The 25348-nt window shown below is 35.5% G+C and carries 28 protein-coding genes; 12 read left to right on the forward strand and 16 right to left on the reverse strand.

What is annotated here, in order from left to right; all coding sequences use genetic code 11:
* Window positions 1-33: 33 nt before the first annotated feature.
* Both M014_RS0103730 and M014_RS0103735 read right to left on the reverse strand, forming a co-directional pair.
* On the reverse strand, window positions 34-618 hold the full coding sequence (locus M014_RS0103730; protein WP_026590513.1) for a DUF3238 domain-containing protein: 585 nt from the start codon (window positions 616-618) through the stop codon (window positions 34-36).
* 143 nt (window positions 619-761) lie between these two features.
* The gene (locus tag M014_RS0103735) at window positions 762-1346 is read right to left on the reverse strand and encodes a DUF3238 domain-containing protein (RefSeq protein WP_026590514.1); all 585 of its coding nucleotides are present in this window, start codon (window positions 1344-1346) and stop codon (window positions 762-764) included.
* Window positions 1347-1498: 152 nt separating this feature from the next.
* Between M014_RS0103735 and M014_RS0103740 the strand changes: the two genes are divergently transcribed.
* Window positions 1499-1972, forward strand: coding sequence for a MarR family winged helix-turn-helix transcriptional regulator (locus M014_RS0103740; protein WP_026590515.1), 474 nt, complete (start codon window positions 1499-1501; stop codon window positions 1970-1972).
* A 124-nt stretch (window positions 1973-2096) separates the two neighbouring features.
* Here M014_RS0103740 and M014_RS0103745 read toward each other — a convergent pair whose 3' ends face one another.
* Window positions 2097-3359 (reverse strand): M48 family metallopeptidase, encoded by a 1263-nt coding sequence (locus M014_RS0103745; RefSeq protein WP_026590516.1) that lies wholly within the window; start codon window positions 3357-3359, stop codon window positions 2097-2099.
* A 158-nt stretch (window positions 3360-3517) separates the two neighbouring features.
* Between M014_RS0103745 and M014_RS0103750 the strand changes: the two genes are divergently transcribed.
* Window positions 3518-4102 carry an SCO family protein gene (locus M014_RS0103750; protein ID WP_026590517.1) on the forward strand — a complete coding sequence of 195 codons (585 nt, stop codon included), beginning with the start codon at window positions 3518-3520 and terminating at the stop codon, window positions 4100-4102.
* A gap of 71 nt (window positions 4103-4173) precedes the next feature.
* Here M014_RS0103750 and M014_RS0103755 read toward each other — a convergent pair whose 3' ends face one another.
* The 3 genes from M014_RS0103755 to M014_RS0103765 form a co-directional block, all read right to left on the reverse strand.
* Window positions 4174-4359, reverse strand: a complete 186-nt coding sequence (locus tag M014_RS0103755; RefSeq protein ID WP_026590518.1) for a hypothetical protein — start codon at window positions 4357-4359, stop codon at window positions 4174-4176.
* 12 nt (window positions 4360-4371) lie between these two features.
* Window positions 4372-4671, reverse strand: coding sequence for a hypothetical protein (locus tag M014_RS0103760; RefSeq protein WP_026590519.1), 300 nt, complete (start codon window positions 4669-4671; stop codon window positions 4372-4374).
* A 154-nt stretch (window positions 4672-4825) separates the two neighbouring features.
* Window positions 4826-5653: a CPBP family intramembrane glutamic endopeptidase gene (locus M014_RS0103765; RefSeq protein WP_026590520.1), complete on the reverse strand. Its 828-nt coding sequence runs from the start codon at window positions 5651-5653 to the stop codon at window positions 4826-4828.
* A gap of 141 nt (window positions 5654-5794) precedes the next feature.
* On the opposite strand from M014_RS0103765, the gene M014_RS0103770 reads away from it, so the two are divergent.
* Entirely contained in the window at window positions 5795-6499 is a 705-nt protein-coding gene (locus M014_RS0103770) for a response regulator transcription factor (RefSeq protein ID WP_026590521.1), read from the forward strand.
* A 9-nt stretch (window positions 6500-6508) separates the two neighbouring features.
* Window positions 6509-8269, forward strand: coding sequence for a sensor histidine kinase (locus M014_RS0103775; RefSeq protein WP_026590522.1), 1761 nt, complete (start codon window positions 6509-6511; stop codon window positions 8267-8269).
* 177 nt (window positions 8270-8446) lie between these two features.
* On the opposite strand, the gene M014_RS0103780 is transcribed toward M014_RS0103775, so the two are convergent.
* The 3 genes from M014_RS0103780 to M014_RS0103790 form a co-directional block, all read right to left on the reverse strand.
* Window positions 8447-8884: a hypothetical protein gene (locus tag M014_RS0103780; protein WP_026590523.1), complete on the reverse strand. Its 438-nt coding sequence runs from the start codon at window positions 8882-8884 to the stop codon at window positions 8447-8449.
* Entirely contained in the window at window positions 8871-9089 is a 219-nt protein-coding gene (locus M014_RS0103785) for a helix-turn-helix transcriptional regulator (RefSeq protein ID WP_026590524.1), read from the reverse strand. Before M014_RS0103785 ends, M014_RS0103780 begins: the two co-directional genes overlap by 14 nt.
* 164 nt (window positions 9090-9253) lie before the next feature.
* Complete coding sequence (locus tag M014_RS0103790; protein WP_026590525.1) at window positions 9254-10162, reverse strand: AraC family transcriptional regulator; 909 nt, start codon at window positions 10160-10162, stop codon at window positions 9254-9256.
* A gap of 118 nt (window positions 10163-10280) precedes the next feature.
* Here M014_RS0103790 and M014_RS0103795 point away from each other — a divergent pair, with 118 nt between their 5' ends.
* Both M014_RS0103795 and M014_RS0103800 read left to right on the forward strand, forming a co-directional pair.
* Window positions 10281-10781, forward strand: a complete 501-nt coding sequence (locus M014_RS0103795) for an RNA polymerase sigma factor (protein WP_026590526.1) — start codon at window positions 10281-10283, stop codon at window positions 10779-10781.
* 5 nt (window positions 10782-10786) lie between these two features.
* Window positions 10787-11929, forward strand: a complete 1143-nt coding sequence (locus M014_RS0103800; protein ID WP_026590527.1) for an anti-sigma factor — start codon at window positions 10787-10789, stop codon at window positions 11927-11929.
* A gap of 45 nt (window positions 11930-11974) precedes the next feature.
* Here M014_RS0103800 and M014_RS0103805 read toward each other — a convergent pair whose 3' ends face one another.
* Window positions 11975-13081 (reverse strand): metallophosphoesterase, encoded by a 1107-nt coding sequence (locus tag M014_RS0103805; protein WP_026590528.1) that lies wholly within the window; start codon window positions 13079-13081, stop codon window positions 11975-11977.
* A 278-nt stretch (window positions 13082-13359) separates the two neighbouring features.
* Here M014_RS0103805 and M014_RS0103810 point away from each other — a divergent pair, with 278 nt between their 5' ends.
* The 3 genes from M014_RS0103810 to M014_RS0103820 are packed head-to-tail and all read left to right on the forward strand — an operon-like array spanning window position 13360 to window position 14878.
* The gene (locus tag M014_RS0103810; protein ID WP_026590529.1) at window positions 13360-13836 is read left to right on the forward strand and encodes a DUF2975 domain-containing protein; all 477 of its coding nucleotides are present in this window, start codon (window positions 13360-13362) and stop codon (window positions 13834-13836) included.
* A gap of 10 nt (window positions 13837-13846) precedes the next feature.
* Window positions 13847-14068, forward strand: coding sequence for a helix-turn-helix domain-containing protein (locus M014_RS0103815; RefSeq protein WP_026590530.1), 222 nt, complete (start codon window positions 13847-13849; stop codon window positions 14066-14068).
* 18 nt (window positions 14069-14086) lie between these two features.
* Entirely contained in the window at window positions 14087-14878 is a 792-nt protein-coding gene (locus tag M014_RS0103820; protein WP_026590531.1) for a DUF817 domain-containing protein, read from the forward strand.
* Window positions 14879-15222: 344 nt separating this feature from the next.
* On the opposite strand, the gene M014_RS0103825 is transcribed toward M014_RS0103820, so the two are convergent.
* From M014_RS0103825 to M014_RS0103835, 3 genes are all read right to left on the reverse strand, one after another.
* Complete coding sequence (locus M014_RS0103825; protein WP_026590532.1) at window positions 15223-16755, reverse strand: fatty acid--CoA ligase family protein; 1533 nt, start codon at window positions 16753-16755, stop codon at window positions 15223-15225.
* A 210-nt stretch (window positions 16756-16965) separates the two neighbouring features.
* Complete coding sequence (locus tag M014_RS0103830) at window positions 16966-17955, reverse strand: lipoate--protein ligase (protein WP_026590533.1); 990 nt, start codon at window positions 17953-17955, stop codon at window positions 16966-16968.
* Between the two features lie 9 nt (window positions 17956-17964).
* A complete protein-coding gene (locus M014_RS0103835; protein ID WP_026590534.1) occupies window positions 17965-18699 on the reverse strand; it encodes an MBL fold metallo-hydrolase in 735 nt (244 codons plus the stop codon).
* A 201-nt stretch (window positions 18700-18900) separates the two neighbouring features.
* Here M014_RS0103835 and yhfH point away from each other — a divergent pair, with 201 nt between their 5' ends.
* Window positions 18901-19029, forward strand: a complete 129-nt coding sequence (yhfH, locus tag M014_RS27815) for a protein YhfH (protein WP_000567010.1) — start codon at window positions 18901-18903, stop codon at window positions 19027-19029.
* Window positions 19030-19069: 40 nt separating this feature from the next.
* Here yhfH and M014_RS0103845 read toward each other — a convergent pair whose 3' ends face one another.
* A complete protein-coding gene (locus M014_RS0103845) occupies window positions 19070-20083 on the reverse strand; it encodes a LacI family DNA-binding transcriptional regulator (protein ID WP_026590535.1) in 1014 nt (337 codons plus the stop codon).
* Window positions 20084-20283: 200 nt separating this feature from the next.
* Here M014_RS0103845 and M014_RS0103850 point away from each other — a divergent pair, with 200 nt between their 5' ends.
* Together M014_RS0103850 and M014_RS0103855 are read left to right on the forward strand one after the other, a co-directional pair.
* Complete coding sequence (locus M014_RS0103850; protein WP_026590536.1) at window positions 20284-21225, forward strand: helix-turn-helix transcriptional regulator; 942 nt, start codon at window positions 20284-20286, stop codon at window positions 21223-21225.
* 90 nt (window positions 21226-21315) lie between these two features.
* Window positions 21316-21840 carry a DinB family protein gene (locus tag M014_RS0103855; protein WP_026590537.1) on the forward strand — a complete coding sequence of 175 codons (525 nt, stop codon included), beginning with the start codon at window positions 21316-21318 and terminating at the stop codon, window positions 21838-21840.
* 40 nt (window positions 21841-21880) lie between these two features.
* Here the strand turns inward: M014_RS0103855 and M014_RS0103860 are convergent, their stop codons facing one another.
* Both M014_RS0103860 and M014_RS0103865 read right to left on the reverse strand, forming a co-directional pair.
* Window positions 21881-24469 carry a YhgE/Pip domain-containing protein gene (locus M014_RS0103860; RefSeq protein ID WP_026590538.1) on the reverse strand — a complete coding sequence of 863 codons (2589 nt, stop codon included), beginning with the start codon at window positions 24467-24469 and terminating at the stop codon, window positions 21881-21883.
* 249 nt (window positions 24470-24718) lie between these two features.
* Window positions 24719-25291 (reverse strand): TetR/AcrR family transcriptional regulator, encoded by a 573-nt coding sequence (locus M014_RS0103865; RefSeq protein WP_026590539.1) that lies wholly within the window; start codon window positions 25289-25291, stop codon window positions 24719-24721.
* Window positions 25292-25348: the final 57 nt, after the last annotated feature.

Below are 25348 nucleotides of genomic sequence, written 5' to 3' on the forward strand. Positions count from 1 at the left end.
TATATATTCACTAAAAACGGCGTTATATTGCCTTTACAATACCTTTTTAAAACTATACTCCATTTCTCCACCTAACGCTTCAGCTGTATCGCCAGTTTCTCTGAAATCATGTGTATAAATTTCTTCAAACGGCTCAAAATTTACTTGTTTATAAAATTCATAACAAGGGAATCCATCATGTGCACCTTCAATATGGACAATGCCATCTTTTTTGACCTGTACGGTTAATAAGTAGTCAACGGGAGGTGCATATACATTTAATGGGTTGCTAGCACTCGCACTCATTTGAAATTTGACGTCATCAGAATTCCATACAATATCAGTGCACAAAATATTTTCTGTACTAGCTTTTCCTGTTCTTTTATGAACAGAACCATCTAAAGTTGTAACTCTTTCTGTGGTTATACCCGTATTCCCATATGTGAAAATTTCTTTTTTGTAAAAATCTACAACTACTTCTTGTTCAATTCTGGAACGCATAGCGTTTACAGCATATGGTGTAAATTCACGTGAGTCACCTTCGAATTGGATTACGTTTCTTGTTTGAATGTCCTTCTTAGGTTTAGTCCAAGACATTGGAATAAATACGCTTGCTCTAATTTTAACGATACTAGTCATGAGACACACCTCTTTAATTCTAATTTTATTTTGGGTAATTCATAACATTTAACCACCTATAAAACAGGTCGCAATTTCTTTCGCATAATCAATTGCTTTTCTTTTAGTTTAAATAGCGATACTCTTCTGATTCATAGTTATATCTATATCGTCGTTTTAAAACTGTATTCCATTTCTCCAGCTAGCGCTGCTGGAGTGTCACCAGTTTCTCTGAAATCATGTGTATATATGATTTCAAATGGACCAAAATCTGTTTGTTTATAAAATTCATAGCAAGGGAACCCATCATGGGAACCTTCAATATGCATAGCACCACTTTTATTAACACGTATTGTTAACATATAATCAGCCGCAGGTGCTGCTGTATTTAAGGGATTGCTGGCACTTGCTCTCATTTCAAAAGAAACTTCATCAGCGCCCCACAAAACATTCGTACACACAATGTTTTGTGTATCTGTTTTTCCTTTTTTATGTTCAATAGAACCATCTGGATTTGTAATTTTTACAGTTGTGATACAAGCATCTGCAAATGTGAAAATCTCTTTTTTATAAAAATCAATAATCACTTCTTGCTCTAATCTTGACCGCATAGTGTTTACAGCATATGGTGTAAATTCACGTGCATCACCAGTGTATTCTAATATCCTTCCTGTTGCAGGATCTTTAATAGGTTCCAACCAAGCATACGGAGCAAATACACTTCCTCTAATTTTAACGATATTAGCCATGAGAAACCTCCATAATTTATTAATTTTTGTTTCGGTAAATTCTATTCCTTTCAAATTTAAAATATAGTCAATTTGATTGACTATATTTTAAATAGTACAATAGGATTTAAGTATAGTCAACCTAATTGACTTTATTTAAGGAGGTTTTATGTATGAATCATCAAGTATTTAGCGAATTAGATCTTACATCACTTTTATCATTATCTTTTAGTGCATCCATTAATGAATTACATGACAAATTAAATGAATTGGGATTTGGAGATATTAGACCTGTACACGGTTTTATGTTTAAATGTATCACTCCTAATGGAGCAACAGGTATAGAACTAGCCGAATATTTAGGAATTACGAAGCAAGCTGTGAGCAAAATGGTGGATTATCTTGAAAAAAGTGGTTATGTAATGCGTAAAACTCATCCCACTGATAAGAGGGGGAAAATTATTGTTTTGACCGAACGAGGTTGGTTAGTAGTGAAAGCAAAAGAGGAAATACTAACCGATATTGAGAGGCGCTGGATTGAAAACATAGGTGCTGAACGAATGCAAATGCTCAAAGAAGATTTAACAAAATTAGTTTATGAAATAAATGAAAGTAAATTATCATCGAGGTTAAGACCTGTTTGGTAAATATTGATTTTAAATGCTTCATGTACTATCACTTATCTTTAATATTATATAGTAAATTAAAATGGATTCTTTTTCAGCAGATTTAAGTTTAAATTTTATAAAGGAGCAGCGTCCCCGCTGCTCCTCATTTTCTTTCTTTCTCATACTGTTCAAACGCATGAATTCTTTCAAAAATTGGCGGATGTGTATACAAGAAAAACTTCACTAACGCCGGTGGATTCACTTGACTTAAACTTGTTTTCGATAAATACTGGAACGTCTTCACACCGGCCTTTCCATCCTTTGTCATATCTAAAGCATACTGATCTGCCGCCCGTTCTTCTATACGTGATACATAGTTTGATAGTGGGCTTACTGCAAAAGATAACACAGAGGAAATAAGAAAAAATAATGGGATAATCGATAAACACGCCATCCTTGATAGGCGCAATGTATCACCCCATTTTCTGAGGCACATATTGATAATACGGCTAATTAAATACATCCCTACAAACGTCAACACAATATAACTCGCCACACCCCAATATATATGTTTCATCACGTAATGTCCCATTTCATGCGCCATAATAAATAAAATCTCTTTATCTTTTAACTGCTGGAGCGTTGTATTCCACAGTACAATTCGAGAATTCAATCCAATGCCTGTTACATATGCGTTTAACGCGTTCGTTTTTTCAGACATGTTCACTTCATATACATGATTGGCTGGAATGTCTGCCTGATCAGCGAGTGATAAAATTTTCTCCTCTAACTCTTTATTTTGTAATGTGGAAAAATCATTGTATAACGGATCAATTACAACGGGCTGTACAAATGTTAAAAAAATTGTAAATGGTACAGATAACGCCCATCCCGCTAACCACCACCGCTTCGGAAATTTATGAATCAGCCCTAAAAGGACAGAGACGACGAGAAACATCATAATATAATTTACCCAAAAATCAATCACATGATCTTTTATCCAGCTCGCTGTGGATTGCGTTGAAATACCGTAATCAATTGAGATTTGATGCCCCATCCATTGCAGAGGTAATGCAAGAGCGGTTGTAAGCAATGATAAATAAAAGAGATAGATAGCAACTTGAATAACTCGTACTTTCGTCGTTTCTTTTGACCATTTTTCAAAGCGATTTGATATACCTAAAACAAGGACGAACAATAAAATAATCCATTCAAGGGGCGTTGCTAAAAAAAAGAGTAAATTTTTCACACGCGAATAATCTTGACTTAATGTAAGTTCCTTTGCGTCCATAAATGTCTGTGGATCAGCACTCGTTCCTTTATACATATCTGGAATAATTTCATGATTCCATCCAAATAAATACCAATATATAAATAATGCAAAACCAACGTACAAAAAAAGTGACCACTTCACAACCTTCTTCACGGTATCTCCTCCTCTATGCTGCCTGTCTCTTATTATTGTAAGTTCGTTCCTTCTAAAATAGAACAAGCTAATACGTCGAATTGTCATGCAATTTTCAATCCCTCCTCATAAATTTTCGGATTTTTCTTATAAAATAAAACTGGAAGGGAGAGGGAAAAATGAAAAAAATTTATATTACGTTTACATTAAGTTTAGTCATCGTAATCGGAATTGGAATTTACTATTTTACAGATTATCGTAAAGCTTCTGCTGAAATACCAAGTGGAATCGTTATGGAGGATGTAAATGGTACAACGCTATCTTTTGATCAATTACCAAAAAAGCTTAAACTTGTAGAATTTATATACACAAAATGCCCTGATATTTGTCCTGTTACTACATACAAAATGAAACATTTACGAGACGAATTAGAGAAAGAGAAACTGTTTGGAACAAAGGTTGAATTTATAACAATTACCATTGATCCTAAGTTCGACACAAAAGAAGTATTAACTACATATTCCAATACATTTGAAATGAAAAAAACAAAAGGATGGCACTTACTACGTGGTGATGAAGATGAAACAAAAAAACTAGCAGACACATTTAACTTTCAGTACCGCGATCCCGGAAGCGGACTCTATATTCATACTTCTAACTCCTATCTACTCGATGAAAATGATCGTTTAATTGAAGTGTTTGGTATGGGAGAACGTGGGTTTAACAGTAACAAAGTACTTGAGAAAATTAAAAATGCATTATAAAACCTCTTCATCATTCGAAGAGGTTTTTCACACATATTATTCTATATAAACTATGCTGCAAAAATTAAATACTATCTCTCTGTATGTTTCTTCGGCTCATATGTTGGAATAAGAAATGCACTCCCAATCCAACAAATAAGGCCGAAACCACTTAGATATTTCCCATATCCATAATCGTTTACATACACTTTCCCTACAATAATTAAGATAAATCCAAGTAAAACAACTGCATAGCCAACTTGTTTTTTCGACAACATAACTCAACATCCTTATTGAAAAATATTAATGAAAAAATTTAAGTCCCGAAAAGAAATGGAGCTATATTTCATAATTCCTTGTACAGCTAGAAGTATTATAAGACCAAGCACGCATATATAATTAATTCCATCTTCACTTCTTTTCTCAACTACAATTCCGCCCCCAATGCATAGTAGGCCTAGAAGATGAAGTGCTAAATAGACAAAAAAGTATGCTTCCTCCCAGCGAAACCCTACATTCACTGTCGTAATCACAATTAAACTCACCATGATCACATAAAACAATTTATTTGATCGAATCGTTTCATTCATAGAATCATATTCATTCCTTTCTATATAAATCTTGTTTGATTTTCCAGCATATAAATCACTCCTATGCATGGACGGATGCTCTCTCCGTTCTAAGAAAGGAGGCATCACCTTTTCAATTCTTTATATTCTGATTATTTAACGGATAATACGTTTCCTATAACTCTCTCATTTTATTCGTATATACTACCGGCACCTCTTTATTTATATAACGGCGATTCATGAACAAAAAGATGAGTACAAAATTTAATCCAATGATAAAAATAATAAGTCCTGTAAAAAATGGAGTTTGATTAGAAAAATCCGCAAAGCTTATCATTTCTTCCTTGCTGAACATAAAAGATGTAATAAGTACAATTGCATTATTTAACATATGAATACTAATCGGCATCAGTAAGCTTTTCGTACGAATGTATACAATTGATAGTACAATACTAAATATAACCGCACTGAGGAAATCAATGTGAAAACATCCGAAAAGAATCGCTACAATAACCATCGCTTTTCCCGTTCCCCATTTCGCCGCAAAGCGCTGAAATAGAAATCCCCTAAATATAAATTCACATACAATAGGAGCTACTAGTACGATTATGATAAATTGATAAATGTATCCCCCCGCACTCCCTATAATCGGTTCATGTAATATATTTATAATATAATCTGGTGTAATCCATACAAAGCTATACATATACAATACAAGATATCCATAACTAAAAAGGCATAGCATTCCCGTAATCATTAAAACTTGTAAAAGATTAAATGATTCTCTTCTATTCACAAATAAAGTAAATGGAACACGATGGCGCTTACATTGACAGCATAGCCAAAGTGATGGAATGATGTAGAGTACAAGTATGCTTACAAAAGAAGAAATTGATATATGAAATGTATTCTCTAGCAATTGTTTACTAACACGTTCAATCAAAACAAGTAGTGTAAATACAATTAAAAAATATCTGGCTCGCATCGCACAAAACGGATTCACAACCCTCTCCTCCCCTATGTTACATTTATCATATCATTCGAATCTTATTTTTAAGCAAAGAAAACCTTAAATTTTCCTTAAAAATTCCATAACTTACAAGAAAATGTTATGATATTCGATGAAAATAGGGGGCGATTCAAATTGTATACTGCAAATATTTTACTTGTTGATGATGAAACGGCTATTTTACAACTATTAACTACTATTCTACAAAAAGAAGGATTTTCTCATATTACAACTGCTACATCTGCAGAAGAAGCTTTACTATTCGTAGAACAAAATCGTTATGATTTAATGATTCTAGACGTCATGCTTCCTGGACAATCTGGTTTTGACATTTGTCCAATCATTCGCCAAAAAACAGATTGCCCAATTTTCTTCCTAACAGCAAAATCATCTGATTTAGATAAAGTATCTGGCTTCTTATACGGAGCAGACGACTATATTACAAAACCATTCAATCCACTAGAAGTTGTCGCTCGTATGAAAGCGCAACTTCGAAGACACATGAAACAAATATCACAACCTACGAAAGAAACACACTTTATTTCATTTGGAAGATTTCAAGTCGATAAACATGCAGCCGAATTACAAGTAGACGGAAAGGTTGTTGAATGTTCAGCTCAGCTCTTTCAACTACTACTTTTTTTCTGTGAACATCCGAATTACGTATTTTCAAAAGAAGAAATATACGAAAAAGTATGGGGGGCACCCGCCTATAATGGAGATGACAACACAGTTATGGTTCATATTCGAAAACTACGTGAAAAAATTGAGCTTGATCCAAGTAACCCACAATACATAAAAACCGTTCGCGGACTTGGCTATAAATTCATCGCAAAGTAGGTACCAACTATGAATTTAAGTAGAAGGATTATTATCCAATTTATTATACAGCATATTTTCGTTTTGTTTACTTTACTAATTGCAGTCATCATTGCCTTTGGCTATTTAGTTTATCTTTTCAATACGAGCCTTTATGAACCAAACGTTCCCGAACTTGATAACTTCACTATTTCTCAAAACGTTTCTTCGGAAAACGGGCGTATAACATTAAGTTCTGAGGTAAAAGAAATGATTGAGAAAAAAAATGATTGGCTTCAAATTGTTGATGAAAGCGGAAAGGTACTGTATGACTTTAATTCTCCTGAAGATGTTCCTGGTTCTTATACGAAAACATCCCTAGTTGCTTATTTACAGCATGATATACAAAATCCTTACAAATTGACGTATTGGAACATTGAATTAGAGGAAAAAACAGCAATTATGATTTATGGCGGGAAGCTAAAAAGTAATACATTACTTCAAGAATTAAAACAAGAACACGGTTCACCATTATCAGCTGCATTTTCTTTAACAGAAAAAGAAAAGAAACGGCTTACCGCAGAAGGTGCTACGCTGCAAATATTTAACGCACAAGGAGAAGAGATTTTTGCTTATCCTGAAACAAAAAGAAAATCCTTTTCAGCCATTCAAGCTATACTTTCTGAAAAAGAGCCTTGGAATCACAAAGAAAATGTCTCAAGTTTGTATAATCCAGAGGACCAAACCTTATTTACCATAACAGTAAAGAATGAATATTACTATCCATCTGATATGAATGAAGATATATTCGCAAAAAAATTCTTAATGGGATTTGGCGTTATTATTTTAATTGCGTTTGTCTACTTAGTTATTCTTTCTATTTGGTACGGAAGAAAATTTGGTAAACCGTTATTACATACCATGCGCTGGCTCAAAAATATCGCTGGTGGAACATACGAAGAACCAGTCAGTAAAAAAGGAAAAACAGTCCGTTTTCGGCGCTCGGGTAAAGAAAAGTGGTCATTCCGTCTTTTTAAAGATGTGACAAATGCTCTAGAGCACCTTTCTATTACACTCAAAAAAAATGAGTCCATACGACAAGTTATTCAACAAACACGAGAGGAATGGATTACTGGTCTCACTCATGATTTAAAAACACCGCTCAGTTCTATTTACGGGTATTCTCTATTACTAGAATCGAAACAATATAAATGGGACGATAAAGACATTCAAGAGTTTGGACGTGTCATGCGAGAAAAATCTCAATATATGACAACATTAATTGACGACTTAAGCTTAACGTATCAATTAAAAAACAATGCGATTCCCACTCACCATGTCGAAGTTGAGATTAATCAATTTGTCCAAAAAGTCTTATTACAATTTATTAACAACCCGACACTTCAAAATCAAAACATAGAATTTGTTCCTAGCTCTAGTAACATTCATTATTCTATTGAAGAAAAATGGTTCCAGCGTATCATTGAGAACTTATTAGCAAATGCAGTCAAACATAATAATGAAACAACCAATGTCATTGTAAGTCTTGGACAGAACAAACACGCTTTCACACTTTCTATTTCTGATAATGGAAAAGGCATGGATGAACAAACGAAAGAACTTCTATTCGAAAGATATTACCGCGGTACAAATACGGAAGAAAATAATGCTGGAACAGGCCTTGGCTTAGCGATTACAAAACAACTTGTTCTCGCACATCACGGTACGATTTCTATTGAAAGTGAGCTTGGGAAAGGGACAACCATTAATATGGTATTTCCTTTCTCGCCTAATAACAAAAGAACTTCCTAGTCTAAAAGTCTAGGAAGTTCTTTTATATTTATTTAATACTGGTAAATGTTCTTTGAAGACTTACATCCTGAATCTAGTCAATAAGCCATAGATAAGTCGAAATATAGTTGTTCCTTCCGAACATATTTTAGAAACTAGGAGGGGATGAAGATTGCGTTTCTATAGAAGAATTAAATATTATACGTCATCTTCCTCTAATCGTTTTTTTTGTAAATAGTAAACAAAAGAAAAAGGAATGAGAAAACAAACAAAAACCACACTGCCTACAAGTAGGGCTTGACTGTTATTACTGTGATCTGGACCGAATTTTGCTAGGAGTGCTAAAGCAGTACCAACCAATGCAGAAAGAATTACAATTCGGTAATAAGGACGGGGCTTTTTCTGTTCATTTGCATTATCATACACATCAAGGGAAATTTTGAGATTCAGCCAACTTAAAACAACCACAGTAAGCATAAATACTAACCATAATGGATTATCTCTAGCCTCCATAACCCCTTCTGTAATCGCCTCATAAAGTAAAATGGCAAGTATCCCTATCGTTTGGACCATAAAGGCAATACGAATATTTTTCAAACTTTGCATTTGTAATCGTTCATCTTTAATTATCTTCATATATCTGCTCCTCCTCGCTAATCCAAAATATTTCATCCAACGTCTTATTCACTGCATAACAAATCTCCAAGCACAATTTTAGTGTAGGGTTATATGCACCTTTTTCAATCAAGCTAATGGTTTGCCGCGTGACGCCAACTTTCTGTGCCAGTTGTTGTTGCGTTAAGTCTACTTGGACACGAGCTATCTTTACTTTATTCCTCACCTATATTATCCCTCCTTAACCAAATTGTAACATATATATTACATAATTCAATATATATGTTACATAACAGGCGCTAAAATTATCGCTATGTAATTTTATAATACGATTAACCTTAAATCTCATACAAAAAAGTTTCCTAGAATCTAGGAAACTTTCTTCTCTTCTTATTGTTGTTTCTTCTGCACTGGCAGCCAAATCTCAACTTGCGCAAACTCACTCTTATCTTCATGGCTACGCTCATCATATAACTCGAACTCTGTAACGCCCGCATGTTCATAGCCTGAGTGGGGGAACCATTCTGAAAAAATACTCTTCCATGTTTGTTGGAGAGACGATACCATGTCTTTATGAGGTACTTTTGGTGTTGTAAATACAGCATATGTTGCTTCTGGGAACGTACGCTGCGCTAATTCATTTGATACCCCATCAAAACTTGTAACTTCCATTCCAATAATATAAGTGAAGTCCCCTGCTTCTAAATTAAAATCCGTGCACATTCCAAGCTCTACATACTGATCTGTATGTTTACGGTTTGTAATGTTACTTGCAAGATTGTTTTGTAAATAACGATCCCAGAATACCGGAATATCTTTAAGGTTTTTTCCTTCTTTATTAGACGTCTTCATCTCATATCCAGCTACATGAAACGCTGGTTTTTTTTCAATACGAAATTCCATTTGTATTCCCCCTAAATATGGATTGAACTTTCGCTGCTTCACATTTGCTTTATAATACATCGGTGTCTTAATCCCTTGCTTTCGGTAGCTACTTGGCGTCATCTGAAACAACTTTTTAAAGGCTCGAATGAACGTTTCATGAGATTGAAAGCCATGTTCTAATGCGATATCAAGGATTTTTTCTTCCGTATGTGAAAGCTGATAAGCTGCCCGGGCTAGCCTCCTCTTACGAACATACTCCATGACAGTATCGCCTACTAGCGCTTGGAATACGCGATGAAAATGATATTCCGAGAACCCTGCAATACGAGCCAAATTACTTAATGTTTGTTTTTCCATTACATTTACTTCAATGTAATCAATTGCTTTTTGAATTTGTGTTTCATAGCTTTCCATCTCTGTTCACCCACCTTATATGTATTATGATAAAAGAGAAGAGAATTCTTTTCTTGACGTTTCTTGCTTTTATTTTACAGAAATTTGTAACTTTTTCATATTACATTCGTTGTTATAAGTGAAGGGAGGAATATCCGTGAAAAAACAAATACTTGAGGAAATTTATAAACAGCATATGCATGACCTTTTTCGCTATCTTCTCTCCCTAACAGGACATTTCCACTCGGCAGAGGATTTGATGCAAGAAACCTTTTATCGGATGCTCGTCCACATTGACTATTACAAAGGTGAAGAAGTTAGGAATTGGTTATTTACAATCGCCTACCACGCCTTTATTGATTGGCACCGAAAAGAAGCAAAATATAAAACAACAACACTAGAAGATTTTCATTTACCTGATGTTCCAAGTACAGAAAATGCCTATTTCACAAAGTATGAAATTACAGAGTGGTTACAACGCCTCTCTTCCCTTCCTATCGTCAGGCGAAATATTCTCTTACTGCGAGATTACTATGGATTCTCCTATAAAGAAATCACCAAGATGACTAGACTTACACTAGCAAAAGTCAAAATTGAACTGCACCGTGGCCGAAAAGAAATACGATCAGCAAAGGAGTGATATCAATGACTTGCATGCAATACAAAGAGCTTTGGAAAAAATATGAACAAGATACGATTACAGCTGAAGAACAAGAAAAGCTAGAAAACCATATTGAGACTTGTACGATATGTGAAACCCATTTAGATAGACTGCTTACAGAAACAGAAAAGATAAAGAAAAAACTCCCGCCAGTCTCTAATATTCAAGTGCCTTTTCGAAAGATTAAATGGAAACATCGTTTGCAAACTCTTGCTTTTCTACTTGCAGTTTGTATGGTTCTATATATGATCGGCGGCGTCCTATCTTCAATCTATTTTCAAGTGAACAATGAACAAAAGCTAAAAGAAGTTAGGGACGTCCCTGCACTGGCACTAGAAGCAACAATCCCAAATAGCCGAGTTACCGGCGGAGGGACGAATGTAGAAGCCTTCTTTCGTACACACGGTAATATCCGCTTAGTCAAAACAGTTGGTAAAGGGGAGTTTAAACTTGGCACCGTCCAAATTGACAGTTTTCTTTCATCTGTAAAGGTAGAACAAACATGGGCTGACACAGCATATCAACAAAATCTCTTCTTTGTTCATCCAAAAACGAAAGAGATGACAAATTTCCAAGAAGATACAAAAAAAGTGTGGGAGACACTGCAAAAAATACCTGATGGAACCGTAGCAGAACTCGCTATTTCTTTTGATAAATCTTACACATTGCAAGAATTAGAACCTATTCTTTATAGTGTATTTGAGGCGCAAGAAATGCCACCAACTCCTGTATGGTACGCTTTAGATACAGGGTTAGAAGCAGCAAGTGACGACCGCCCTCGTATATCTAGTTTTGAAGCTTTCGGATTCCCAGAACATATACATTTTGGCAACCTTGAAACAAAACAGGTGAAAACAAAGGAAGAAGAGGTACTAGAAATGATGCGCGTTTTATCACAGCATGAAGAAATCGTAAAACAAGTTACCCAGCGTAGCAGTAAAGAATTAAACCTACAAAAACAATATCAATATGTGAAAAAACATGGTATCAAAGTTTACGGTATTGTCATTACTGGCCCATCGAAAGAATTATTAAAATTACAAAATTCTCCTCATGTTCGTGACGCTACTCTTGGAGATATTGAATTTTGGAATTGGTTTGACCGTCCAAGTGGTTCTCGTCACTAAAAATGAAACAACCATTCAAAGCTGAATGGTTGTTTCATTTTTATCTCAATTAAAATTCACATCGACCTGAATGACTTCCGACCGGCTTCCAAGTCTAAGCGGCGGACCCCAAAATCCGAATCCTGAAGAAACAATCGCATGAAATGTTTCCTTTTGTAAATATCCCCAGTCTAGTTCATACATTCTTCTCGTAATCAAATGATTCGGTGCCATTTGTCCTCTATGCGTATGGCCCGATAGTAATAAATCAACGCCAGATTCCGCTGCCTGTTTTAATTCAAACGGCTGATGATCCATCGCGATAACGGGAAGCGATTTATCTACAGTGCTCATTAGCGCTTCGAAACTTTGACGATCTCGCTCTGTTTTATCCCTTCTACCAACAAGATAAAAACTATCTTCAACTTTGATCACTTCATCTAACATGATATGGATATCAATTTTATCCATCTCTTGCAGAAACTCCGGAATTGCTCGTCCATAATATTCATGATTTCCAAGCACTCCATACACACCAAGAGGTGCCTGCATCTCTTTCATCACATGCCCCATGTTTTTCTTAATGAATTCTCCAGGATGATCATCGATAATATCTCCTGGTAACAAGATGATATCAGGCTTCATTTCATTTACATGGTGCACGAGTCTTTTCAAATGAGAAACACCTGACAACTTACCAAAATGCATATCAGAAGCCATTGCAATGCGAAGTGTTTTACGCTCCCTCGCTTCTTTTGGTATGTGAATCTCATACTTTCGAACAACCGGACTATACGCATTAAATGTTCCATAGCCAAAAATGAAAATAAACATACTAAGCGTAACAATCCCCGTCCACATAATGGCTGTATCTACCGGAACTGATAACTGCAGGATAAATACAGCTATATCAGCAAGTGGTAACAATATAAGAGCATATTGTATCACCGCAAACCAATAAGAACCAATCGTCCGTAAGAAAGGCATGAATTTGAAAACCTGGACAATTAAATACGCATACGAGAGCAACCCAACTACTGCAGCATAATACCCCCAAGATTCCCAACCAAACATGGTTTGAAGCCAAACCCATCCGTTCCATCCAATGTAAAACATCAGTAATGTATATATAAGAAAAATAGTAACTATATTGAAATATTGACTAATCTTCACAATATGCCTCCTTTTCTATTTCTTTTATTATAACCTGCAATCTTTTCATACTGTGAATCATATGTACTGCCAAGGATTATAAAAATAAAAAAGCACGAAACAATTTGTCTAGTGCTGCTTATTTCCCCATATTTAAGATTGCAATTGTACTTTTATCTTTGTCAACAACTAACATTTATTTAACAATAAAAATATAATTATAATAAATAAAAATTTATTGTAAAACGATAAATGATATGTTAAATTCAAATTTACAATAAATAAGTGAGGTGCTTTTTATGAAACAAGTATCAACGCTCTTTTTAAAGATCGCTGTTATGCTTATTGGAATTCCAATTCTTGCTTTATGTATATTTAGCTTACCTTGGTTAGCTAATAATCCAGTAAATCCAGATTATGCTCATATACTATATCCCGTTTTAATCATTATGTATGTATCAGTGCTACCATTTTTCATTGCATTGTATCAGGCGTTTCGACTTCTAATTTACATTGATAAGAGCAAAGCTTTCTCGGAATTATCTGTCCGAGCTTTAAAAAATATCAAATACTGTGCAATCACAATCAGTGTCTTGTATGCGGTAGGCATGCCATTCTTTTATTTCATAGCGGAGATAGACGACGCTCCAGGTATCATATTAATTGGCTTAGTCGTTATTTTTGCTTCAATGGTAATTGCAGTGTTTGCTGCTGTTCTTCAAAAACTGTTAAAAGAAGCGATTGATATAAAATCAGAAAATGACTTAACGGTCTGAGGTGATGAACATGGCAATAATAATCAATATTGATGTGATGTTAGCTAAAAGGAAAATGAGCGTAACAGAGCTTTCAGAAAGGGTTGGAATAACAATGGCTAACCTTTCTATATTGAAAAATGGAAAGGCAAAAGCAATTAGATTTTCTACTTTAGAGGCTATTTGTAAAGCATTGGAATGCCAACCTGGAGACATTTTAGAATACAAAAATGACGAAGACAATCAAGATTAATAAAGTGAGGCACAAACTATGAGAGCTCTAAAACAACTCGTTCATTTTGGCTGGGAGCAGGCCCTATCGTGCTTGTTTCCTGTCGTTATTTTTGCCTCTTTGGCTTTTACACAAATCATGCCACTTCCCTTCCTACCACGGTATGACTGGCTGCTCATCATCTGTCTTCTGATGCAGTGGTGGATGGTGCATTCTGGGCTTGAAACACGTGATGAACTAAAGGTTATCACGTTGTTCCATCTTATTGGACTTGCTCTTGAACTTTTTAAGGTACATATGGGCTCCTGGTCTTATCCCGAGGCAGGCCATTTCAAAATTTTTGGAGTGCCTTTATATAGCGGATTCATGTATGCAAGTGTAGCGAGTTATCTTTGCCAGGCTTGGAGAAGATTGAAAGTTGAATTAGTTAAGTGGCCACCGTTTTTAGTAGTTGTCCCTCTTGCAACTGCGATTTATTTAAACTTTTTCATCCACCATTATTGGATTGACGTTCGTTGGTGGTTATCTGGACTTGTAATCATCGTTTTTTGGCAATCATGGGTCACATACGAAGTTGATGGAACTCGTTATCGTATGCCAATCGCACTTTCTTTTGTGCTCATCGGATTTTTTATATGGATAGCTGAAAATATCGCAACGTTCTTTGGAGCTTGGAAGTATCCAAACCAAACCGATGCATGGAATCTCGTTCATCTAGGAAAGGTGAGTTCATGGCTTTTATTAGTGATTGTTAGCTTTCTTATAGTAGCGACGTTAAAGCAAGTTAAGGAAAAAAACTCCACCCAGGTAGATACTAGTCAATTTTTATAACAGATAAGAACTCTCTTAAAAAAATCATATCCCTAGGACTTTTTATTGTACAAAATTCCGAATCAGATACATTGGAAAAAGCCTTGGATAATATTGCAGAAATACATGTATTAAATTAGCTTGTAAAACTATTCATTTAAACTATAAGGGGCTAATATTCAACAAAAAATACCGTAGTATGATTAAACAATTTCATACAAATTCCATCTACATTTAAAACTATAGAATCCATTTTGATTGTTTTTTTCAAAATGGATTCTTTGAGTTCTCCGTAACATGCAGGTTTCTGCTTTATTTTTGATCAAACTTTAGTCCGGGAGCTACCGCATGTTAATTAAAAAACATTATACATTTAACGCCTTTTCCCTCAGCGCTCTTCTCAAGAGTTTACCTGTCGTATTCTTCGGCAACTCTTCCAAAAACTCTATACTCTTTGGCACCTTATATTTTGCAAGATGTAAAGAACAGTAATGCGTTAACTCTTCTTCTGTTACCGCACCATTCTTCAGAACAACATAGGCGCGCACTGCTTCTCCTAAGTTTTCATCTGGAACACCAATTGCGACAACTTCTGCAACTGCTTCGTGCTGGTATAATACTTCCTCTACTTCACGAGGATATACGTTATAACCACCTACAAGGACAATATCCTTTTTACGATCAACAATATAGATGTAGCCTTCGTCATCCATTCTTGCTAAGTCCCCTGTATACAGCCATCCATCACGAAGCGTTGCCGCTGTATCTTCTGGTGCATTATAATATCCCTTCATCACATTTGGACCGCGGACAATTAATTCCCCAACTTCATCCACAGGCACTTCTTCTCCAAGCTCATTGACAATTTTATTTTCTACATGCCAAATATTCGTTCCAATTGAACCTGGTTTACGCGGACGATCTAGCGGATTAAAACAAGTAACTGGTGAAGCCTCTGATAATCCATATCCCTCTGAAACAATAACATTAAAGCGATTTTCAAAGTTTTTCAAAAGCGCAACAGGCATAGAAGCTCCACCCGAAATACAGAGACGAAGCGTCTTAACATCCTCTGCACTTGCTTCTTCATATAAATATAAATAATTGTACATCGTCGGTACTCCAGCAAAGATTGTTGGTTCATATGTACGACAAATACGAAATACTTCTTTCGGACTAAACTTCGGCAACATTAAAATCGTCGCACCGTTAACAATTGGAGCATTCACAGCTACCGTTAAACAAAATACATGGAACATTGGAAGCGCAGCAACAACGCGATCATCTGCAGTATATTGTAAATACGATGCTACATCGCTAGCATTACTATATAAATTTTTATGTGTTAACATAGCACCCTTTGGTTTTCCAGTTGTTCCTGAAGTGTACAAAATAACAGCTACATCTTCTTCATCTAGCTCCGGACCTTCATAGGATGGGTCACCGTTTCCTATAAGACTAGTAAACGTTTTCATTTTTTCGGTTTCTGTATGATTGAAATCTGTTGAGGTTTCACATATGATGATATGTTCAAGAGAAGGAAGTCTTGTTGTAAGAGATTGTATAACAGGTAGAAGGACGTCGAGTGTGATGATTGTTTTTACATCTCCATTTTGTAAAATATAATGCATTTCGTCTGCTGTATAAATTGGGTTAATTGGAATGACAGTTGCTCCGGCTTTCATCGTCCCATATAAACCAACTAAAAAATGCGGTGAATTACCAACAATTAATGCGACATTGTCCCCTTTTCCAATGCCCATTTTTGCTAAACTACTAGAAAACTTCGTGACCGTTTTGTTTAATTGGTCATACGAGACCGACTGATCCATAAATATATACGCCGGTTTCTCCCCTTTCTTTTTTGCTGTTTCAGCCAAAGATTGAACGAGATTCACATAAACCCCACCTTTATAAAATTTAGAAAATTTAAAAATTCTAAATACATTATATTAAAAGAAAATTAAACTAGCAAGTAAAATCCAAATACTTGCATATAAATGAGCATTCATTCATTTTTCAATGAGAGGCTCTATCCCTTGTTTTTATACGTTTTTTTGCAACAAAATAAAAAACAGTCATACGGATACTATGACTGTTTTTACGAGTTAAAAGAATAATGCTAAGAAATCTTCTTTTGTTATATTACCAAAGTAGCGTTTGACATCTACATCTTCTAACGCCTTAGCAAAAGCTTCTTTATCAAACTGTACTCCTATTAAACGCTCTTCAATATCATGAACATCTAGTGCGCCGAAGAAATCACCGTATACTTTACACTCTGTTACCGTTCCTTTTGTCACCTCTAAGCGAACATCAACTTGTCCAACTGGGAAACGGTGTGAATGTTGTAAGTTGAACTTAGGAGACTTTCCGTAGTTCCAATCCCAATTACGGTAGCGCTCTTCAGAAATTTTATAGATTTCTTTCCAATCTTCTTCTGTTAACTCATATGTTGGAATTTCTGTTTCCCCTTCAAAAATCGTCGCTAGAAGAAGTTGTTTAAACTCTTCTGTTGTCATCTTTTCATTTAAAAATTCCGTAATGTTCGCTACGCGGCTACGGATTGACTTAATTCCTTTTGATTGAATCTTGTCCATTTTTACTTTTAGTGCAGATACAACATGTTCAATTTCAGAATCAAATAGTAATGTACCGTGACTAAACATACGGCCTTTCGTTGAGAACTGCGCATTACCTGAGATTTTTCTACCTTCCGCTAAAATATCATTACGGCCACTAAGCTCTGCATTTACGCCTAATTTTCCAAGCGCTTTCGTAACAGGCTCTGTGAACTTTTTAAAGTTATGAAAACTATCCCCATCATCCTTCGTAATAAAACTGAAGTTTAAGTTTCCTAAATCATGATATACAGCGCCACCACCTGATAAGCGACGTACAACATGAATCCCTTTTTCTTTTACATAATCCGCATTAATTTCTTCTACTGTGTTTTGGTTTTTTCCAATAATAATGGAAGGTTCATTAATGTAGAACAAAAGGTACGTTTCATTAATATCTAAATTTTTCACGCAATATTCTTCAATCGCTAAGTTAATCGTAGGATCTGTAATCCCTTTATTATCAATAAATAACATCTAATCACCTCATGAGTTCCAAACGTAACCGCTATGCGCAAGCACAATAGAGCCACTGAAAATTTGTTTTGCTTCTTCTACTAAATCAGATGGGTTTCCTGTATGCGGCAAGTGAGTTAATAGGAGTTCCTTAACATTTGCATGTTTTGCAATATCCGCTACTTCTGTACTATTCATATGTCCTGCCTTAGCAGCTTCTTGATGTGCATACATATTACATTCACAAATAAATAAATCCGCATCTTTTGTAAATGGAATAAATTCAGGAATGTAACTGGAATCAGCACTATATACAACAACTTTATCCCCTACTGTAATCCGCATCGCATAGCAGATAACGGGATGAACTGTTTTTAAAAAGGAAATAGAAAATGGTCCAATCTGCACCGTTTCTTCCGGATTGTACACAATCCCTTTCGTATACGGTTCATGTGTTAAGGAAGAAAATCCTTGCACATCAAATCCATGTCCATAAATCGGTAATTGTGGTAATTGCCCTTTTACCATGCTTGAAATTAATCTTGCATATTGCAACACTCCAATATCCGCAACATGATCGTGATGATAATGTGACAACAGAACTGCATCTATATCAGATGGTGTTATATATTTTTGAAGCTGTGCTAGTACACCACTGCCACAGTCAACAAGCAAACGAAAACCATCGTGTTCAAACAAATACCCCGACGTTGCTTCTCCCACTTCTGGAAAGCCACCCCAAAAGCCAACAACAGTCATTTTCATATGTATCCATCCTTTCTAAACCGCTAGAAATGCAGTATTCTTCCATCTATTGAGAAAGATTTTTACTTACACTCTACAGTTTTAACTATAATCCATTTCCTAAACTTTTTCATTATTTTTCACTTTGTTATAAAACAGTTGTTGACATTTGTTTTTTGTACTAATACAATGATACTAAGAAATGGAAATGGAGGGATTTACATGATCGATCAACCGATGGAATTTTTCAGAAATTTGCCAACAAAAACGTGTGCACATTGCGGAAAAGAAATTGATGAGCAACACGAAGCATATCATAATAAATGTGACGACTGCGTTCACGAAGAATAGTAGTTTCTAAACATAAGAAAAACCTAGCAGACATCGTCTACTAGGCTAGTAACATTGTATCCTTCGTCGTTGAACCTTTCACCAAGAGCTCTAGTTCAAACTCATACAATTCTTTTTTACGATAATTTTTCGTATGGATTTTATCCATCATTAAATCGACAACTTTATGGGCCATTTCATCAATTGGCTGTTCAATTGTCGTAATACCAGGCTCTGAAATCTGTGATAAAATTTGATTATCAAAGCCAACTACAGCTAAATCATCAGGAATGCTCCAGCCATGGCGTTTCGCTTCTGCGATAATTCCAGCTGCGACTTCATCGCCTCCTGCCAAAATAGCGGTAGGATTTTTTTTGTCCTTTAATACTTCATGGAACATTCTTTTTCCATCTTCCCAAGAGAAAGCGTTTTCAAGAAAATCGATCGCTTCTACTTCTTTGCTCTTCTCAGTGATTGCACGTAAAAAGCCCATTTTTCGCTGTTGGCTCACTACTTTCGTTTCATTTCCACGACAAAAAATAAGGTTGCGATAACCTTGTTCTAATACATGCTTCGCAGCGATATAAGCCCCTTGTGCATGATCAAATTTAACCGTTGGAATATTTGCTTCTTCAATGTACTCATTACATAACACGATTGGACCGTGTTGTAAGTATGGCTCCACATTCTCCCATGGATTCTCAAGTGAACATAAGATAATCCCATCAACTTGTTTTGTTGATAACAGTTGTAAGTATTCCATCTCTTTTTCCGGTAAGTATCTTGTTTGGCAAATAATCAGTTTATATTTATGTTCAGAAGCAGCAATTTCAATCGCTTCAATAAATCTACTGAAAAATGGATTTGTAATCCTTGGAACAAGCACCGCAATTGTTTCTGTTTTCTGTTTACGGAGCCTTCTTGCTGCAGAATTAGGAACGAATCCTAAATGCTTCATCGCCAATTGAACCCTCTTTTTCTTCTCATCTGACACATACGGATGGTTGTTAATCACCCGAGAAACCGTTGTTCTTGATAACCCCGCTAATTTCGCCACGTCCTCGATCGTTGACACGAAATTCTCCCCCTTTGTATGAAAACGTTTTCTTAACTAGATTATATAGTATATTATTGGAAACTGCAATATAAGTTCGCAGGATTTTACTATATTAATATTATTCATAGTAAAAAGTCTGTATTTGCAGGAGAAATAATTGTAGCTTTCGAACATTCCATTATAAAGATTATCATCAAATAAATAAGGAATGATACATAATGAATCGAACTGATCGTTTACTCGCTATTCTCATAGAGTTACAGAGAAAACAAATTGTCACGGCCAAAAGTTTAGCTGAAAAATTCGAGACATGTACGAGAACGATATACCGTGATATGCAATCCTTGAGTGCATCTGGCGTTCCCATCTTTTCAATGCCCGGACAAGGCTATTCTTTAATGGATGGGTATTTCTTGCCGCCTATTCAATTTAAACCAGAAGAAGCAGTAACGCTTTTATTAGGGAGCAATTATGTTGAGAATAATTTTGATTCTGCTTTTTCTACACATGCAAAGTCTGCTAAAGAAAAATTAGAATCCATTCTCCCTTCCGAACAACAAAAGAAGGTTAAGGAGTTAATCGGAACTTTCCGCTTCCTCTCCGGGACTTTCTCTCATCAAAAATTTGCTCAAGAACTACTCGAAAAACAGCTGATTCTCTTACAAGAAGCCATTCAAAAACAACAATGTGTTTCCTTTTCTTATCGCAAGCCTAATCAAAATGACAAAACGGCTCGCACCGTCAATCCTTATGGCTTAGTGAATATCTCAGGGATTTGGTACCTTGTCGCTCATTGCCTTCTTCGACAACAAATACGGCATTTTCGTTTAGACCGTATGAGTGATTTACAAGAAGAACATAAATTCTTTCAAAAACCAGAAGAATTCTATTTACCAGACTATGAGCCAAAAGATGATCGAACCGTTATCATTCATCTATTATTTCACCCTACTATCTCTCATAAAGTTATAGAGTCTCGTTATTTTTATATCGATACATACGAACATAAAAAGGATGGTCTTCATGTTTTCTTAAAAACAAGAGGTATAGATGAAGTATTTCCATGGGTGCTGAGCTGGGGAAGCCAAGTAAAAGTATTAGAACCTACTATTCTTTCTGAGAAAGTTCGAGAAGAGGCAAAAAAATTGCTGCAAATTTAATTTTTTCACTACTGACATAATGGTGTCAACATCAGTCATTTATAGTAGTCCTTAAGAATTAAATCTTATACAAGAAAAGGAGTTAACACGATGAACCCAAATGCCATTTTAGAGAAATTCGAAAGTATAGCCACGTACTACATCAACGAATTAGAAAAATACTCCCTTGAACAATTTAGAAAAAAGCCTTCTGAAGAAGAATGGTCACTCGGACAAATGTATAATCATTTACTTGCAGCTTCAAATATGCAATTAGATGCCATCGCAACATGTACAGCTGAATCTGCCACTTTAGATGGCAAAAAAACCGAAATGGGTGAGCAAGTATATAAGATGGGTGCTTTTCCTCCAATACAAATAAAAGTACCTAATCGTCCAGGGTATACACCGGCCAATCCAACAGATAAAGAAACGATTCAAAAAACACTGTTACAACTTATTGAAAAGATAAAAGAGCTTGAACCAAAACTCTCGTCGATTCCAAACAATCAAAAGGTAGAGCACCCGGGACTTGGGTATTTAAATGCTGTAGAATGGTTTCAATTGATTTATATGCATTTTGCACACCATCTTCGTCAGAAAGAAAGGCTGGAACAAAGTATTATTCTAAAATAAATCTCCCTATAAAATTTAAAAAAGCCTAGAGAATCACTCCCTAGGCTTCTATCGATTTCTCCTCTACTAAATTACGAAACTGCCGCTTATGCATCCAAGTCAACGAACCAATCGTGCCAAGTGACAACAGAACAATAAAGATCATTAATATACCTGCGCTTTGCCACATAAATCCGAAGTCTCCGCTTGACACAACTGCTTTAAATCCAGATACAGAGTACGTCATTGGTAACCATGCATTAAATACTTGTAGTGGTTTTGGAATTAACTCAAGCGGGAATGTACCTGCACTTGTTGTTAATTGTAGAATTAATGTTAAAATCGCGATAAAACGTCCAGCATCGCTGAAAGTAGTTACTAAGAACTGAATTAAAGCGATAAACGATAGACTTGTAAGAATACTAAACAATACGAAATATGCCACACTTTGTACTTCAATACCTAATCCTAATAATAATACAGCATCTGCAACAAGCGCTTGAATTACGCCAACTGCAAGTAGTACACCGAACTTACTAATAAACCAGCTAAACCCTGACTTTGGTATACCAACTGTCTCACGTAATGGAAATACAATCGATAATAGAAGTGCCCCAACAAATAAACCAAGCGATAAGAAGTATGGTGTAAATCCTGTTCCGTAGTTTGGAACTTCTGCCATCTTCTCAGTTTGTACTTTCACTGGATCTGCAAACATATCGTATGTTTTATCAGTTCCTTTTATTTCCCCTGTTTTCTCAGCACCCTCGCCAAGTTTTTCAGCAAGTTCACCAGTTCCGTCATTTACTTTTACTAAACCGTCTGTTACTTTTCCGGAGCCGTCTGCTAGTTTGTTTACTCCGTCGATTAATTGGCCTGAGCCATCTAACATTTTATTTAGACCACCATTTAGCGTGTCTAAACCGTTTGTCACTTTATTTGAGCCTTCTGCCAACTTACCAATTCCACCAATCATTTCATTTGATTTTGTTGATAATTGAACTAGACCGTTTGTCACTTTATTTGAACCATCTGCTAGCTTACCAATTCCACCAATCATTTCATCTGATTTTGTTGCTAATTGAACTAGACCATTTGTCACTTTATTTGAACCGTCTGCTAGCTTATTTACACCTTGAATTAATTTTTCGGATCCTTTAGATAAGCTACCTGCACCAGATGTTGCTGTATCTAACTTCTCACCAAATTTATGGAAATTAGTTACGAATTTCATTTGATCTTGTTCTAATTGATTAATGCCATTCGCTAAATTCGTCAATTGATTTGTATCTGGTAGCTTCACTTGTAATCCACTTACTTTTTCCTTTAACTCGCTCGTTCCACCCGCAATGATGGCTGATTGCTTTTGAACTGCAGCCATGTTATTCGTAGCACTCTTCATAAGAGGCTGTAACTTATCTTGAGATTCTTTTGGTAAACTGTTAATCGCATTTTGTAAAGCAACTAAATCATCCATCGTTTCCTTCGATGCTTTAACATTCTCTTGTGATACTTGACTTAACCCTTCCACTTTTTGTGAAGCCGCACCCAATTCTGCAAGTTTTGGCTCTAAATCTTTCAAACTTGATATAGAGGCTTGCACCTTACTATTTAAAGTATGAATGCCATTTTGAATATCTTTTGCACCTGTCTCTAGTTCACTTTGTGCATTGGCAAGCCCAGTCATTCCCGTAGCCAAATCTGTTGTACCTTTTTGCAATGTAGCTGATTGATTTGCGAGTAAATGTAAACCATCTGTCACCTGATTTGATCCATCTACTAACTGACCAACTCCATTTTTCAATTCACCTGTTTTACTGTTTAACAGGTTCAAACCACCTGATACTTGACCTGATCCATCTACTAACTGACCAACTCCATTTTTCAATTCACCTGTTTTACTGTTTAATAAGTTTAAACCACTTGATACTTGACCTGATCCATCTAGCAAATTTCCAGATCCACCTACTAACTGACCAACTCCATTCTTCATCTCTCCAGACTTCCCTTGCAATGTATGCAAGCCGTCTGTTACCTTGCCAGATCCATCTTGCAGCTCCCCAGCACCATCGTGTAACTTATTCGCTCCATCCGATCCATCAGCAAATCCTTGTGAAACATCTTTTAGGGAATCAAACATTTTCTCTGCATACGTTTTGGTTAACGTATTAGATACTTCTCCTTTAATTTTTTCAATCGCAGTCCCGCCGATTTGTGAAGATAAGAAGTTTAAGCTTTCATTTGGTATATATTCTAAGTTTAATCGTCTTGGATTTTCTTTCAGCAGCGTTGTTGCATTGTCTGAGAAATTCTCTGGAATACGAACTAACATATAATATTTTCGATTTTCCATTCCCTCTTTTGCCGTTTTTTCACTCACAAACTCCCATTTAAAACTTTTATTATCCTTTAACTCGTCGACTAATCCTTTACCAACTTCAATTGATTTGCCGTCAAATACTGCACCTTTATCAAGATTAACTACTGCAACTGGCAAATCATCTAATTGATCATACGGGTCCCAAAACGCCCATAAAAACATACCAGCGTATAAAAGTGGTACAAATAAAACAGCTATAATAGGTATTAAAATTTTTTTACTTTTAATAATTTCCGTAAATTCCTTACCAAGTAACGTAAATCCTCTCATTGTTTCCCCTCCCTTTATTTATGACCGCAATGTTCAATTAGTCATTTTAAACCAAATAAAAAAGGCCATATTCTGCTATAAGTATTATCTAACCCCAACTTTTATCATCTTCTCTCTATACTATGCACTTTTTTATTTTAAATGACTATTTAAACCATTTGGTCAATGTAAACAGATTAAAAATTAACATTCAATACTTATGACTATTTCGTTCAATTAGTCATTTTCAACTATATTAAAAGGATTATCTTAATTTGACAATCCTTTTAATAAATAAAGTTCAAACAGTTCTGCGATTCGTTCTTTATCTAGTGGTTCATGATTTTTTTCCCAATCAAAAATAAGTGATACGTATAAGCGAAGCATAATAAACGCCGTAATTTCCGGGTCACATTCACTAATTTCGCCCTTTTCAATTGCAATTTCTAAGTAAGATTGAATAACTGATACAATTTCAGTCTCTACTTGTTGCATGCCGTCTTGTACTTCTTTCGTGCCCATATCTCGTTCTTCTTGAATGAGTTTAATCATCAATTGATGTTCTTTTCTGAATTCTAAAATACCATATAATGCTTTATGTACATTTTCAAAAAATGAAACGTCTGGACGAATTGCTTCTTTGGCTACCTGTCTCATTTCTGTAATTAAATTAGAAATAATTTCGCCAAACAATTCTTCTTTATTTTTGAAAAACGTATAAATCGTTCCCTTCCCAACATTCGCTAACTTTGCGACTTGGTCCATTGTTGTTGCTTTGTAGCCAAACGCTGAAAAAGACTTTGTTGCAGCTTCAATAATCGAATGCTTTCGATCTATTGCCACATCTTCACCTCCGAAATGACCATATGGATAATATAGTCAATTAGTACACACTTGATA

Source organism: Bacillus sp. UNC437CL72CviS29 (assembly GCF_000482345.1).
Lineage (GTDB): Bacteria > Bacillota > Bacilli > Bacillales > Bacillaceae_G > Bacillus_A > Bacillus_A arachidis.